The following is a 13,163-nucleotide window of genomic DNA, read 5'->3' on the forward strand; positions in this document are numbered from 1 at the left end:
GAACCACTCCACCGGTGGTGTTTCAGTCCGTCTACCTGTTGTTGCCGCAAGCGACAGCCCGCCCGTGCCACCCGCGTTAACGAAAGCCGCAGCATGACGTCAAGTGACGAGCGCCCGCCGCCCAGCCAACGTCGCCGCCTGTTGTGGCTTGCCGCTTTCATTCTCGTGCTGTTCGGCATCTACAGCGCGGGCTGGTTCTACCTGGCGGACCTGGTCGAGAGCGCGACCGACAAGGCGGTCGCCGATCTCGACGACAACGGTATCAAGGCCGAGTGCGCCAATCTCGCGGTTAGGGGCTATCCCTTCAGCTTCACCCTTTCGTGCGACAGTCTGGCTTACGAGGACGACCGCCGCAACGTCGCGGCATCGACAGGCAAGATCAACGCCGCCACGCAGATCACCCGGCTTTTGTCGCCTGCCGCCGAGCTCAGGGGGCCGCTCAGGACCTCTGTTCCCGGCATGACCCCGCTCTGGATCGACTGGGATGATCTGCGGGCCGACATGAAGCTGTCCTGGCCGCTGCCGAGGCGGCTGTCGCTGCAGGCCGAAGGCCTGTCCGGCCAGACCGATCCGGCAGACGACACCGATCCCGTCTCGCTGTTCAGCGCCGGAACCGCCACCGGGCAATTGCGCCCAAACGGCCCGGACATCGACTATGCCGGCAATTTCACCGATCTCGAAATCGACGCAGCGGCCATCGACGGGCGCGTCTTGCCGCCGCTCGACGGCAGCGGCGACGTGACGCTGAAGAACGGCGTGACGCTGATCAAGGCAAATCCGAAGAGCCTGCGCGGCCAGGCGGCCGAAATCCACGAGCTCGATCTGTCGTCCGGAACTGCGCGCATCACCGTTTCCGGACCGCTGTCGGTCGATGACGACGGTCTCATAAATGCCGACCTGACGATCAAGCTCACTGATCCGAAGGCCGTGGCGGCAATCCTCGCCACCGCCATCCCCGAGCAGAAGAAAGAGATCCAAACCGGCTTTGCCGGACTGGCGCTGCTCGGCAACCAGCCGTCGATGCCGCTTAAGATCGTCAGGGGCAAGGCCTCGCTCGGCTTCATCCCGCTCGGCAAGATCAAGCCGGTCGATTAGGCGGTACGGCCTGCGATCGGCTTGCCGCGGCTTATCCCTTCGACGGGTGTTCGACTGCCTGGCGGCCGAAATCCGGTACGTCGATGTCCTGGCCGGCCTCGATGATCGAGCGGCGGACGGCGCGGGTGCGGGTGAACAGGTCGAACAGCTTTTCGCCGTCGCCCCAGCGGATCGCCCGCTGCAGCGAGGACAGATCCTCGGAAAACCGCGCCAGCATTTCGAGAATGGCGTCCTTGTTGTGCAGGCAGACGTCGCGCCACATGGTTGGGTCGGACGCCGCGAGACGGGTGAAGTCGCGAAAGCCGGAAGCCGAGTATTTGATGACCTCGGACTTGGTCACCGACTCCAGATCGTCGGCGGTACCGACGATGTTGTAGGCGATGATGTGCGGCAGGTGCGAAACGATGGCCAGCGTCATGTCGTGATGCTGCGGGTCCATCGTCTCGATGTTGGAGCCGCAGCGGCGCCAGAATTCCGAGAGCTTTTCCAGTGCCGCGGGATCGGTGCCGGGTAGCGGCGTGAAGATGCACCAGCGGTTCTCGAACAATTCGGCAAAACCGGCATCCGGTCCCGATTTTTCGGTGCCGGCCAAAGGATGGCCGGGGATGAAGTGCACGCCATCAGGCACATGCGGCTGCATCTGCGCGATGACCGACGCCTTGGTCGAGCCGACATCGGTGAGGATGGCGCCCTTCTTCAGCGCCGGTGCGATCTCCGCGGCGACGGTACCCGAAGAGCCGACCGGCACCGAAACGATGACCAGATCGGCGTCGCGAACCGCCTCTTTCGCGTCCGTCGTGTAGGTGTCGCCAAGGCCGAGTTCGCGCGCCCGCGCCAGCGTCGCCTCGCTGCGCGTCGAAATCGCGACTTGGCCGGCAAGTCCCTCGCGGCGGATGACGCGTGCCAGCGACGAGCCGATCAGGCCGATGCCGACCAGCGCGATCTTTTCGAACATAGGTGAGGCCATGGTGTCTAGCTTTTCAGGAATGTCGCGAGTGCTGCGACAACGCCGCGATTGGCCTCTTCGGTGCCGATGCTCATGCGCAGCGCGTTGGGAAAACCGTAGCCGGAAACGCGCCGCAATATGTAGCCGCGCTGGCTGAGGTAGTCGTCGGCGGCCGCCGCCGAATGCTTTTTGTCCTCGGGAAAGTGGATGAGGATGAAATTGCCGACGCTCGGCGTCACCCGCAGCCCAAGCCCCTCCAATTGCTCGCTCAGCCAGGCCAGCCAGGTCTCGTTATGCGCTACGCTGCGCTCGATATGGACGCGGTCGCGGATCGCCGCGATGCCGGCCTCGATTGCCGTCGCATTGACGTTGAAAGGCCCGCGCACGCGGTTGATCGCGTCGATGACGTGCATTGGCGCATACATCCAGCCGATCCGCGCCCCGCCCAGGCCCAATTTGGAGAAAGTGCGGGTCATGACCACGTTTTCCGCGCTGCCCACCAACTCGACGCCGGCTTCATAGTCGTTGCGCCGGACATATTCGGCGTAAGCTGCATCCAGCACCAGAAGCACGTTTCGCGGCAGGCCGGCATGCAGGCGGCGCACCTCCTGGAACGGCACGTAGGTGCCGGTTGGATTGTTTGGATTGGCAAGGAAGATGACCCTGGTGCGCGGCGTCACCGCGGCGAGGATCGCATCGATATCGGCGCGTTCATCGGTCTCCTTGACCGTTACCGGGACGGCACCGGCCGACTGTATGTAGATCTTGTAGACCATGAAGCCGTGTTCGGTGATGATGGCTTCGTCGCCCGGTGCGAGATAGGTCTGCGCCAGCAGGCCCAGAATCTCGTCGGAGCCGTTGGAGCAGACGATGTTCGCCGGGTTGAGCCCGTGCACCTCGGCGATCGCTTCCCTCAGGCGCCTGGCGCTGCCGTCGGGATAGACCGCGAGCTTGTCGGCGACCGCGCGCGCGGCCTCTATCGCCTTTCGCGAAGGACCGAGCGGGTTCTCGTTCGCCGACAATTTATGGACCTTGGCGACACCTTCAGGCGCCGCGCTCTTGCCGGGCACATAGGCTTCGATGTCCATGATGCCGGCGCGGGGCCTTGGACGTATCTGATCCGGTGTCTGGCTCATTTCATGAAATCCGTCGAGAGTGCCTCCATCCGGAGGCCGCAGCGGAAATACAAGCCGTGGCCCGGAATGTCGAGGGGCGGCAATTCGGGATCAAGAACTTGCCGTTGACGAAGCCATGCGTCAGTCCTAGAAGAGCAGCGAAAGTTCCGTGGTGATTTGGCCGGTCGGCTTGCAGCCACGTTAAACAACTTGCTAAAGGGCCGTTTGCATCTTGTAACCGGCTTTGCAAAGGCATGGCCGGTTTTTTGTTGCCCAGACCGGTGGACAACTAAAGCCCGGGCAAGGAGATGTGATGGTCGCTTTGCGCGCTCGAAAAACCAACAACGAGGCCGACCAGCCGTCGAGCCCGGTGTTGCGTTTCGGCGCCGACAAGCCGCTCAAGCTCGACGCCGGCACGCTGCTGTCGCCGTTCCAGATCGCCTACCAGACCTATGGCACGCTCAATGATGCGCGCTCCAACGCCATCCTCGTCTGCCATGCGCTGACCGGCGACCAGCACGTCGCCAACACCAATCCCGTGACCGGCAAGCCGGGCTGGTGGGAAGTGCTGATCGGCCCCGGCAAGATCATCGACACCGACCGTTTCTTCGTCATCTCGTCAAACGTCATCGGCGGCTGTCTCGGCTCGACCGGCCCCGCCTCGACAAATCCCGCCACCGCCAAGCCCTACGGGCTCGACCTGCCGATCATCACCATTCGCGACATGGTGCGGGCGCAGCTGATGCTGGTCGAGCATTTCGGCATCGAACAGCTGTTCAGCGTGCTAGGCGGCTCGATGGGCGGCATGCAGGTGCTGCAATGGGCCTCCAGCTATCCCGAGCGCGTCTTCTCGGCGTTGCCGATCGCCACCGGCGCCCGCCATTCTTCGCAGAACATCGCCTTCCACGAGGTCGGCAGGCAGGCGGTGATGGCCGACCCGGACTGGCACGGCGGCAAATATTTCGAGCATGGCAAGCGGCCGGAAAAGGGGCTGGCGGTGGCGCGCATGGCTGCCCACATCACCTATCTGTCGGAAGCAGCGCTGCACCGCAAGTTTGGCCGCAACCTGCAGGACCGCGAAGCCCTGACCTTCGGTTTCGATGCCGACTTCCAGATCGAGAGCTATCTGCGCCATCAGGGCATGACCTTCGTCGATCGCTTCGATGCCAACTCCTATCTCTACATGACCCGGGCGATGGACTATTTCGATCTCGCCGCCGACCATGGCGGCCGGCTGGCCGATGCCTTCGCCGGCACCAAGACGCGCTTCTGCCTGGTTTCGTTCACCAGCGACTGGCTGTTCCCGACCGAGGAGAGCCGCTCGGTCGTGCACGCGCTGAACGCGGCCGGCGCTTCGGTCTCGTTCGTCGAGATCGAGACCGACCGCGGCCACGACGCCTTCCTGCTCGACGAGCCGGAACTGTTCGCCGCCATTAAAGGCTTCATCGCCTCGGCCGCGCGGGCGAGAGGGCTCGGCGCATGACCCCGAAAAGTTGCGGACTGTTCGGATCAGGACCATGCGCCAGGCATCAGCGCATGGCCCCGAAAAGTTGCAGACTTTTCGGATCGGGATCATGCGCCAGGCAAGAGCCGAACGCATGAGCGTCAACCGCGCCCAGCGCGTCGACCTCGAGGTCGTCGCCGATCTCATCCCACCGCAGTCGCGGGTGCTTGACGTCGGTTCAGGCGACGGCCTGCTGCTCGAATTGCTGCAGGCGACCAAGAAGGTCGACGGCCGCGGGCTGGAACTGTCGCAGCGCGGCGTCAACGAATGCGTGGCGCGCGGCCTGTCGGTCATCCAGGGCGATGCCGACAAGGATCTCCAATTCTATCCCGACAAGGGCTTCGACTTTGTCGTCTTGTCGCAGACCTTGCAGGCGACCCGCAATCCGAAGCTGGTGCTCGACGAACTGCTCCGGATCGGCAACCGCGCCATCGTCTCATTCCCGAATTTCGGCCACTGGCGGGTGCGCTTTTCGTTGCTCTTCAACGGCCGCATGCCGGTGACCAGGGACCTGCCCTATTCCTGGTACGACACCCCCAACATCCATTTCTGCACCATTCGCGACTTCGTCAATCTGTGCGACGAGCTTGGCGCGACGGTGGAAAAGGCGACCGCGCTCGACGCCAACGGCCAGCGGATCGGCTTCTCGATGCCGTGGTGGTTCTGGAACTTTTTCGGCCAGCAGGCGGTGTTCCTGCTGAAACGATAAGAGCCAATCGTAGCAGATCGTCTCCTTATTCGAGAACGTCGGTGGCCTTGTGCGGATGCTGGACGCCGTCGACGAAGACCACATCGGACTGGGAATTGCCGGTACGCAGCGGCAAGATCTCCTGATAGGCGGGCGAGTCATACCACGCGCGCGCCTGCTGCATGTCTGGAAATTCGATCATCACGAGGTGCCCCGGCCAGGTGTTTTCAACCACGTCCACCTCGCTGCCATGCACAATGAAGCGACCGCCAAACGGCTCCAGCGTGGCATCGATCTTGTGCAGGTACTCGATGATCTGCGGCCCCGGCGTGACCTGGCGCATATGGGCGACGGCGTAGGCGGTCATGGCGTAACTCCTTGGGGTCGAAGGCCGTACAACCGGCCGATGGGAGCAGTTTGCCGATACATTGCGCGCTGGTCGATTACCCCCGAGGTAATGACACTGAATACAAAAACTGGCGCCGCTGCCGTCAGCTGAAAGATATTTCTGCCTGGCACCGATGATTTCCACCCACCTGCGCTGTCCTTATCGATGAGCGCGCCTGGATGGTCCGGCGGCCGGGAACAGAGAGGTGATCCATGGGATCGTTGCAAAATCAGAATGTCGTCGTTGTCGGAGGCAGCCGTGGTGTCGGCCGCTCCATCGCGGAGACCGCCCTCAAAGAGAAAGCGACGGTGCTGGCCGTCGCCCGCGGAAAACAGGCCCTGGCGCAATTTGCCTGGGAGGTCTCGGGCGTGAAGACGCTCGCGGTCGATGCGACGGTGGACTCCGCCCCCGATAAGGTCTTTGCCGCGCTGGAGCCGGACGTGCTGGTGATCTGCGCAGGCGCGCTGGCGCCTTCTGCGCCGGTGCATGAACAGAACTGGAAGGCGTTCTCCGCAAACTGGGACACGGACGTCAAGGCGTCGTTCCTGTTTTGCCGGGCCGCTCTGCGGCGTCCGCTTAAGCCGGGGACCCGGATCGTTCTGATCTCCAGCGGCGCGGCCTTGACCGGCGGACCACCGAACGCCGGCGGCTATGCCGGCGCAAAACGCATGCAGATGTTCCTGGCCGGTCATAGCCAGAAGGAATCCGACCGGCTTGGCCTCGGCCTGCGCTTCATGGCGCTCGCGCCGATGCGCATCATGCCGGAGACCGGGGTGGGCAAGGCCGGCGTCGACAGCATCGCGGCTTATATGGGCATCCAGCCGGCGGACTTCATCGCCGCCATGACCGACATGCAAACGCCGGCCGATGTCGGACGGGCGGTGGTCGCGCTCGCCACCGGCCAGCCGCAAGGCAGTTCCTTCATGGTGAGCGGTAGCGGGCTTGCCCCGGCCGCCTGAGGCGCGCGTAATGCAAAGCTCACTTATAACCGCACAAGCCGCATGACAGACGCTCAGCCACCTCTGGAGCCAGCAGGCCAGCCGATTCTCGATCGGCTGGCCTTCGAGAAGGTCACCGCCACGCATCGCCGCGAGCTCAAGCTGCATTGCTATCGCATGATGGGTTCGCTGCACGAGGCCGACGACCTCGTCCAGGAAACGTTGCTTCGCGCCTGGCGCGCCAGGTCGGAATTCGACGGGCGGGGTTCGGTTCGCGGTTGGCTCTACATGATTGCCACCAACGCTTGCCTCAACGCTATCAAGGCGAGGTCGAGGGCGCACCGCATTCTTCGGGAACCAGGACGGCCGCCCTCGCACGGGGCGGCCATAGGCGGGCCGGTAGCCGACATCGCCTGGCTAGAGCCCTACCCCGACGCCGAGCTTCCAGACATTGCCGGCAGCGAGCCAGGTCCGGAAGCCCGTTACGAGAGCCGCGAGGCCGTCCAGCTCGCCTTCGTCGCCGCCATCCAGGATCTGCCGCCCAGACAGCGCGCCGCGCTGCTGCTTGCCGACGTCCTGGGATGGTCGGCTGTCGAGACGGCGCGTTTGCTGGGCGGATCGACGGCTTCGATCAACAGCGCGTTGCAGCGCGCCCGCGCAACGCTGGCGGCGCGCTATCCTCAGGGACGGCCGGCCAGCCGATCACGGCCCAGCCCCGAAGAAGGCCTGCTGCTCGAACGCTACATGCAGGCCTGGCAGGCCGCCAATCTCGACAGCTTGATCGAGCTGCTGCGTGAGGACGCCATCTATACAATGCCGCCCTGGCGCGAATGGTATCAAGGCCGCGAAGCGATCCGCGGTTTCTTCGAGACCGTCTGGCCGAGGTTTGGCGGCTTCCGCACGCTGGCCACCCGCGCCAATGCCCAGCCGGCGGTCGGGGTTTATTCCCGCAGCCACGATGGTCCTGAATGGCGGGCCCATTCCCTGCATGTGTTCGACGCAGGCGAGGGCGGGATCGCCTCCTTGACGATCTTCATAGGGCCGCTCGGGCCATCTCTGTTCCCGGCCTTCGGCCTGCCACCAGCCTAGCTTACCCCGGGCAAGCCTTACCGGTCGAGTTCCGGGAAATACGGGTCGGAGAAAAACCGCCGGTCGCGTTCGCCTTGCAGGCAGTCGATCGGTGCGTCGATGCGGATCGTCCTCGGATCTTCCCTGGGATACTCGATGCCGCTGACCTCGAGGATCAGTTTGCGGCGAGTGGCGGTGGCGAATTCGGAAGCAGCATAGATCGGCAGCACGAACGAGCCCGGCCCGCCAGTAACGCATTCGGCATAATACCGGTCGAGATGGCTGAAGGTGGGTGACGGGCTGATCAGGATCGGCAGTCCGTTGATGATAATGCCCTTCGCCAGCGCCGCATCGCGTGCCGTTGTGACCGGCAGGCCGGTGTTGTTTGGGCCGTCGCCCGAGACGTCGATGACGCGGCGTTTGCCGGTGAAGGCCGTGCCGGTGAAAAGCTCGGCGCCGAAGGCCACTGCACCGGAGATCGAGGTGCCGCGAAAGCTCCTGAACGGGCGGGCCGCGATCTTGTCGGCGAAAGCATTGGCGCTCTCCTTGCTGTCGACGACCTGCCAGGCAATGACCCCATCGTCGCGGATGGTGCCAGCCCATTCGAAATAGGCGATGGCGATGCGGCCGGAGGTGCCGGCACGCACGGCGTTGATGAAGTCGGGGTGGCGCAGCGCCGCGACATAGCCGGCGCGCTGCAGGGCAAACTCCCTTTCATCCATCGACTGCGAGATGTCGACGGCCAGCACCAGCTCGACATCGACGACAATTGCATTGGCCGGCGCGGCCGCAGGTGCCGCCGGAGTGCAGGCAAGGCAGGCGAGCAGGGCGAGAGCGTCAAGCATGGCCGATCGGAACGTTCCCATCTGAAACGATCGCGACAGTTTTTCGCCGCGATCGCGGCGAAATAAAGCTTGCCTTCTATTTCTTTCGGCCAGCCGAAGCGATAGCCGGGGGCGGTTCGATGGCACCTGCCCTGATACGGGCCGGCTTGAGTGGCGGTTGGCCGGCATCCTTGACGATGGTCAACGCCCGCCGGAAGAAGCGGGCATTGTGCTGGCCGCGGCCGATATTGAGGATCGCGGCGTCGGGAAGGCGCTTCTCCAGCATCGACAGCACTTGCCTCAGCGTTGGGCCGTCGAACGCGTCCAGCGCCTCGTCGATGATCACCCATTTCGGCCGTCGCAAGGCGAGCCTGGCAAAGGCCAGCAGACGCTGCTCGTCGTCGCTGAGCTCACGCTCCCAGCGCGCCGAGCGATCGAGCGAGGACGACAGGCGTTGCAGCCCGACATCGGCCAGCACCTCCGAGATCTCGGCATCGCTCGCCTCCGCCGCCCCGCCCGAATGGTTGAGCACCTCGCGCAGCTTGCCGAGCGGGAAATAGGGGGTACGCGGAACAAAGATCGGCGCTTCTCCGGCCGGCATGCCGATGCGGCCGCTGCCCCATGGCCACAAACCGGCAATGGCGCGGAAGAACAGCGTCTTGCCGGCGCCTGGATCTCCGGTGATCATGACGCGGTCGCCGGCGCGGATTTCGACATGCGGCTCGGCAAGCTTGGTGCATCCCTCCGGCGAGGCAATCTCAAGTTTCTCGAAGGTCAGGCTGCCGTCCGGGTTTTCGCCGAACGAAATGCGCCTTTCCGTATGGTGCAGCGCGTCGGTGTCGCCAAGCGCGATGCGGAAGTCGGCGACCCGCATCAGCGTAGCGCGCCAATCGGCGATGCCGCCGATATTGTTGATGAACCAGCGCAGCGAGGAATGGACCTGGTTGAATGCGCCGACTGCCATCATCAAGCCGCCAAAGCTGATATCGCCGGCGAAATAGACCGGTGAGGCGACCAGGATCGGCGCGACGACAGTGATCCAGCCATAGGTGTCGGTAACCCAGGAAAGATTGATCTGGGCGCTGTAGATGCGCCGCATGGCGCCCAGCACCATGCCGAGATCGAATTCGAGGCGGCGCCTGGCATCAGCCTCGCCATGCGCCAGCGCGATGGCATCGACATTCTCGTTGACGCGAACCACCGAGGAGCGCAGCTCCGCTTCGCGCGTATAGCGATCGTTGTTGAAGCGGATCAGCGGCCGCCCGACCAGCCAGCTCAACCACGAAGCGGTGCCCGCATAAAGGATCGCCGCCCAGACCATGTAGCCGGGTATGGCCAGCGAATGGCTGCCTATGTGGAAGACGAAGCCGGAAGACAGCGACCACAGGACGCCAACGAACGAGGCAAGCAGGATGCAGGACTGCAGTAGGCCGATGCCGAGGCCGATGGAAAGATCCGAGAGATGCGCGACATCCTGCTGCAGGCGCTGGTCGGGATTGACGCCGATGGCGCCGGCATGGGTCAGCCGGAAGGCACGCGCCGGCCGCATCCATTCGTCGATCAGGTCGAGCGTCAGCGCCTCGCGCAGCTTCAGGCGGAGCATCTGGTCGAGCCAGGTCTGGCCCACGTTAAACAGAAGCAGCCCGCTGGCTATTGCCGCAAAGACCAGAAGCTGATGCAGGAAAGCCGGCATGTCGCGCCGCGCCAGCGCGTCGAAGAACGGCTGGTTCCAGCGATTGAGCAGAACCTGCCCGACCGAGGTTGCGACAATGACGGCGACGATGCCGATTGCGGCCCAAAACAATCGCTTTCGCACCGGCGAGGTGGTGAGCGCCAATTTGATCGCTGCCAGCTGCTCACGCAGGCTGCTGGCTTCGATCCAGGTGGCAAGCTTCTGGGCGCTGGCCTCGACATCCGGATGATCAGCCATGAGTGGATCCTTGCATTCGAAAGCGGCGCTGAAACCCGGTCATAGAATCGACCGCGTATGCCTTCAATCGGGCAGCCAACCCGTCCGCGACAGATAGGTGAGAAAAAGCCTGCCTCGGATCACGAACGCGTCATCTTGGCGGCGCCGGACGTTCGGCCCGCGATAGCCGGCCGAGCGTAGGCGCGCCATGCGGCGAGAGAACCGGCACGAAGACGCGGCGGGACGCGCGCTGGGCAACCGGCACGCCCTGATAGAGCCGCTTCTGCGCCTCGACGACGATGACGCCGGAGAAGATCGGCCAGAAGCGCCGGCCGGCACGTTCCAGCACATTGTGGAACTGCATCATGAAACGTCGCGGCGACGGCGGGAAGAACAGCGCATCGGACCACGCCGCCGGCGTGAAATTCGCTTCGCGCAGCAATTCGGTCAGCTGGCCGCGCGAGAACGGCCGGCCATTGCCGAAAGGCGTGTGCTCGAAGCGCGCCCAGACGCCGCGCCGGTTGGGCACGACGATGACGACACGGCCGGCCGGCGACAGCACCCGCCAGATCTCGTTCAGCGTCTCGCGCGGGTTCTCGACATGTTCGAGCGAATGGACGAGCAGCATGCGGTCGATGCAGGAATCGACCAGCGGCAGTTCCTCGTCGAAGACCAGGGCGGTCGCCGTCGGCCCCGTCGCCGGCCAGACCACCGCGCCCTGCGTTGCCGGCATGAAGGCAAAGACGCGCTCGGCATCGCTGCCGAAGCGCTCCAGCCACGGCAAGGTGTAGCCGAGGCCGACCAGCCGTTCGTTGGGCACGATGGCCCATATTGAGGACAGCGCCATGGTGATCGAGCGTTCGGCCAGGCGGCCGAGCGTGGTCGAATAGAAGGAACGGAGGTCGACAATGTCTGAATGCATGCGCGGAACGGTAGCTTCGAAGCAGTCCAAGTTCAACAAAGGCAGATGACATCGGCTGGCAGGCGCCTTATGTCTGCGCCAATAAAGGGAGAGATATGATGCCGGTCGAGATCGAACAATTCATGTGCCGCAGCGACAATTTCGGCGTGCTGGTGCATGATCCGAAAAGCGGCCAGACGGCGCTCATCGACGCACCCGAGGAGGCGCCGATCCTGGCGGCGATCAAGCGCACCGGCTGGACGCCGACGATGATCCTGACCACCCACCACCATCTCGACCACGTCGAGGCCAATCTGGCGCTGAAGGAGCGTTTCAAGCTGCGCATCGTCGGGCCGGAAGCCGAAAAGGCAAAGATTCCCGGCATCGACGAAGCCGTCGAGCAAGGCTCGGTCCTTCGCCTCGGCGACGAGCGGATCGAGGTTATCGCCACGCCCGGCCACACGGCGGGCCATGTCACCTATCACCTGCCGGCGTCGAAAGTGGCATTCGCCGCCGACACGCTGTTTGCGCTCGGCTGTGGGCGGCTGCTCGAATGCAAGCCGCCGGTGATGTACGAATCCCTGAAGAAGCTCGCGGCGCTGCCAGCCGACACGGTCGTCTACTGTGGTCATGAATATACGCTGGCCAATGCCCGTTTCGCGCTGACCATCGATCCGACCAATTCGGCGCTGAAAGAGCGCGCCGCGAAAATCGAGGCGCTGCGCGCCGGCGGCAAGCCGACACTGCCGACGACGATCGGCGAGGAACTGTCGACCAATCCGTTCCTGCGCTGGCACGATCCGGCGATCCGCAGGCATCTCGGCCTGGAGAAGGCCTCCGACGCCGAAGTGTTCGCCGAGATCCGCAAGCGCAAGGACAATTTCTGAGCGGCGCCAGGAGCTAGGGTCATGACCAGTTCCGCCGAAATCATCGCCCTGCTCGGCCTGAAGCCGCATCCGGAAGGCGGCTGGTATGCCGAGACCTTTCGCGACGGGGCGGAAGGCGCCCGCGGCCATTCGACGGCGATCTATTTCCTTCTGGAGAAGGACCAAGTGTCGGCCTGGCACCGGGTCAAGGACGCGGCCGAGGTCTGGCACTTCTATGACGGCGCGCCGCTGGCGCTGTCGATACATCGAGAAGGCGGTCCCGTCATCGAGGAGGTCCTCGGTACGGCGCTTGCCGCGGGCGAGCGGCCGCAGATCGTCGTGCCGGCGGGCTGGTGGCAGTCGGCACGCAGCCTCGGCGAATGGACCCTGGTCGGCTGCACCGTGGCGCCGGGCTTCGATTTCGCCGCCTTCGAACTGGCCGAACCAGGCTGGCTGCCGGGCACGCCCTAGGCACCTAGCCCAGCAGGAAACCCAGCGTGATCGCCAGCTGGCCGGCGTAATACAGCGCCCAGACCGCATGGCGCATCCAGGCACGGTGCGGCGAGATGGCGGGCAGCAGGAACTTTTCCGCGGCGTGCAGCCCGTCGGACAGGATGAGCAGGACGACGCCGCCGACGACCCAGACGCTGTTCAGGGTGAGCGCGGCAATGCTCATGGCAAGCAGTGCCGCGGCATGCACACCGATCGGCAAACGCAAGGCCGGGCCGACGCGGCGCCGGAGCGCGAAAAGCATGGCCAGCACCGACACGACCATCGCCAGCACGATCGCTGCCCGCCATGGCTCGGCCGAAAGCAGTCCGAGGCCCCCGCCGGCACGCAGGAACAGCACGACGTAAAGCACATGCGCGGCAAGGACATTGGCGGTGGCGATGCTGGCGGTGCTGGTCGTGCAGCAGGGCG

General features: G+C 64.5%; 14 protein-coding genes and 1 riboswitch. Of the genes, 7 read left to right on the forward strand and 7 right to left on the reverse strand.

Annotated elements, in window-relative coordinates:
- Positions 1-93 precede the first annotated feature (93 nt).
- Positions 94-1,095 carry a DUF2125 domain-containing protein gene (locus tag E5W70_RS19650; RefSeq protein ID WP_292661134.1) on the forward strand — a complete coding sequence of 334 codons (1,002 nt, stop codon included), beginning with the start codon at positions 94-96 and terminating at the stop codon, positions 1,093-1,095.
- A gap of 31 nt (positions 1,096-1,126) precedes the next feature.
- Here E5W70_RS19650 and E5W70_RS19655 read toward each other — a convergent pair whose 3' ends face one another.
- Positions 1,127-2,062: a prephenate/arogenate dehydrogenase family protein gene (locus E5W70_RS19655; protein ID WP_292661137.1), complete on the reverse strand. Its 936-nt coding sequence runs from the start codon at positions 2,060-2,062 to the stop codon at positions 1,127-1,129.
- 5 nt (positions 2,063-2,067) lie between these two features.
- Positions 2,068-3,177: a histidinol-phosphate transaminase gene (hisC, locus tag E5W70_RS19660; protein ID WP_292661140.1), complete on the reverse strand. Its 1,110-nt coding sequence runs from the start codon at positions 3,175-3,177 to the stop codon at positions 2,068-2,070.
- Between the two features lie 138 nt (positions 3,178-3,315).
- A riboswitch (SAM riboswitch) is annotated at positions 3,316-3,393 on the forward strand.
- A 76-nt stretch (positions 3,394-3,469) separates the two neighbouring features.
- On the opposite strand from hisC, the gene E5W70_RS19665 reads away from it, so the two are divergent.
- Together E5W70_RS19665 and metW are read left to right on the forward strand one after the other, a co-directional pair.
- Positions 3,470-4,639, forward strand: a complete 1,170-nt coding sequence (locus E5W70_RS19665; protein WP_292661143.1) for a homoserine O-acetyltransferase — start codon at positions 3,470-3,472, stop codon at positions 4,637-4,639.
- A gap of 115 nt (positions 4,640-4,754) precedes the next feature.
- The gene (gene metW / locus E5W70_RS19670) at positions 4,755-5,369 is read left to right on the forward strand and encodes a methionine biosynthesis protein MetW (RefSeq protein WP_023677909.1); all 615 of its coding nucleotides are present in this window, start codon (positions 4,755-4,757) and stop codon (positions 5,367-5,369) included.
- 25 nt (positions 5,370-5,394) lie between these two features.
- Here metW and E5W70_RS19675 read toward each other — a convergent pair whose 3' ends face one another.
- Positions 5,395-5,715, reverse strand: a complete 321-nt coding sequence (locus E5W70_RS19675) for a DUF1330 domain-containing protein (RefSeq protein WP_292661146.1) — start codon at positions 5,713-5,715, stop codon at positions 5,395-5,397.
- Positions 5,716-5,948: 233 nt separating this feature from the next.
- On the opposite strand from E5W70_RS19675, the gene E5W70_RS19680 reads away from it, so the two are divergent.
- Complete coding sequence (locus E5W70_RS19680) at positions 5,949-6,695, forward strand: SDR family oxidoreductase (RefSeq protein WP_292661148.1); 747 nt, start codon at positions 5,949-5,951, stop codon at positions 6,693-6,695.
- Between the two features lie 42 nt (positions 6,696-6,737).
- Entirely contained in the window at positions 6,738-7,763 is a 1,026-nt protein-coding gene (locus E5W70_RS19685) for an RNA polymerase subunit sigma-70 (RefSeq protein WP_292661151.1), read from the forward strand.
- Positions 7,764-7,780: 17 nt separating this feature from the next.
- Here E5W70_RS19685 and E5W70_RS19690 read toward each other — a convergent pair whose 3' ends face one another.
- The 3 genes from E5W70_RS19690 to E5W70_RS19700 all read right to left on the reverse strand — a co-directional run bounded on the left by E5W70_RS19690 (position 7,781) and on the right by E5W70_RS19700 (position 11,397).
- Positions 7,781-8,587 carry a DUF1194 domain-containing protein gene (locus tag E5W70_RS19690; RefSeq protein ID WP_292661154.1) on the reverse strand — a complete coding sequence of 269 codons (807 nt, stop codon included), beginning with the start codon at positions 8,585-8,587 and terminating at the stop codon, positions 7,781-7,783.
- Between the two features lie 76 nt (positions 8,588-8,663).
- Complete coding sequence (locus tag E5W70_RS19695; RefSeq protein WP_292661157.1) at positions 8,664-10,496, reverse strand: ABC transporter ATP-binding protein/permease; 1,833 nt, start codon at positions 10,494-10,496, stop codon at positions 8,664-8,666.
- A gap of 130 nt (positions 10,497-10,626) precedes the next feature.
- A complete protein-coding gene (locus E5W70_RS19700; protein ID WP_292661158.1) occupies positions 10,627-11,397 on the reverse strand; it encodes a methyltransferase domain-containing protein in 771 nt (256 codons plus the stop codon).
- Between the two features lie 98 nt (positions 11,398-11,495).
- Here E5W70_RS19700 and gloB point away from each other — a divergent pair, with 98 nt between their 5' ends.
- Both gloB and E5W70_RS19710 read left to right on the forward strand, forming a co-directional pair.
- Entirely contained in the window at positions 11,496-12,263 is a 768-nt protein-coding gene (gene gloB / locus E5W70_RS19705; RefSeq protein ID WP_292661163.1) for a hydroxyacylglutathione hydrolase, read from the forward strand.
- 21 nt (positions 12,264-12,284) lie between these two features.
- Positions 12,285-12,713, forward strand: coding sequence for a cupin domain-containing protein (locus E5W70_RS19710; protein ID WP_292661166.1), 429 nt, complete (start codon positions 12,285-12,287; stop codon positions 12,711-12,713).
- 4 nt (positions 12,714-12,717) lie between these two features.
- Here the strand turns inward: E5W70_RS19710 and E5W70_RS19715 are convergent.
- A partial coding sequence (locus E5W70_RS19715; RefSeq protein ID WP_292661169.1) for a lysoplasmalogenase family protein occupies positions 12,718-13,163 on the reverse strand: 446 nt, incomplete at its 5' end.

The sequence above is a fragment of the Mesorhizobium sp. genome, from assembly GCF_005063415.1.
In the GTDB taxonomy this organism is placed as follows: Bacteria; Pseudomonadota; Alphaproteobacteria; order Rhizobiales; family Rhizobiaceae; genus Mesorhizobium.

What these genes read in the sequence shown, in the direction of transcription:
- E5W70_RS19650 (WP_292661134.1), top strand. Translation starts at nt 94, where the DNA reads ATGACGTCAAGTGACGAGCGCCCGCCGCCCAGCCAACGTCGCCGCCTG.
- E5W70_RS19655 (WP_292661137.1), bottom strand. Translation starts at nt 2,062, where the DNA reads ATGGCCTCACCTATGTTCGAAAAGATCGCGCTGGTCGGCATCGGCCTG.
- hisC (WP_292661140.1), bottom strand. Translation starts at nt 3,177, where the DNA reads ATGAGCCAGACACCGGATCAGATACGTCCAAGGCCCCGCGCCGGCATC.
- E5W70_RS19665 (WP_292661143.1), top strand. Translation starts at nt 3,470, where the DNA reads ATGGTCGCTTTGCGCGCTCGAAAAACCAACAACGAGGCCGACCAGCCG.
- metW (WP_023677909.1), top strand. Translation starts at nt 4,755, where the DNA reads ATGAGCGTCAACCGCGCCCAGCGCGTCGACCTCGAGGTCGTCGCCGAT.
- E5W70_RS19675 (WP_292661146.1), bottom strand. Translation starts at nt 5,715, where the DNA reads ATGACCGCCTACGCCGTCGCCCATATGCGCCAGGTCACGCCGGGGCCG.
- E5W70_RS19680 (WP_292661148.1), top strand. Translation starts at nt 5,949, where the DNA reads ATGGGATCGTTGCAAAATCAGAATGTCGTCGTTGTCGGAGGCAGCCGT.
- E5W70_RS19685 (WP_292661151.1), top strand. Translation starts at nt 6,738, where the DNA reads ATGACAGACGCTCAGCCACCTCTGGAGCCAGCAGGCCAGCCGATTCTC.
- E5W70_RS19690 (WP_292661154.1), bottom strand. Translation starts at nt 8,587, where the DNA reads ATGCTTGACGCTCTCGCCCTGCTCGCCTGCCTTGCCTGCACTCCGGCG.
- E5W70_RS19695 (WP_292661157.1), bottom strand. Translation starts at nt 10,496, where the DNA reads ATGGCTGATCATCCGGATGTCGAGGCCAGCGCCCAGAAGCTTGCCACC.
- E5W70_RS19700 (WP_292661158.1), bottom strand. Translation starts at nt 11,397, where the DNA reads ATGCATTCAGACATTGTCGACCTCCGTTCCTTCTATTCGACCACGCTC.
- gloB (WP_292661163.1), top strand. Translation starts at nt 11,496, where the DNA reads ATGCCGGTCGAGATCGAACAATTCATGTGCCGCAGCGACAATTTCGGC.
- E5W70_RS19710 (WP_292661166.1), top strand. Translation starts at nt 12,285, where the DNA reads ATGACCAGTTCCGCCGAAATCATCGCCCTGCTCGGCCTGAAGCCGCAT.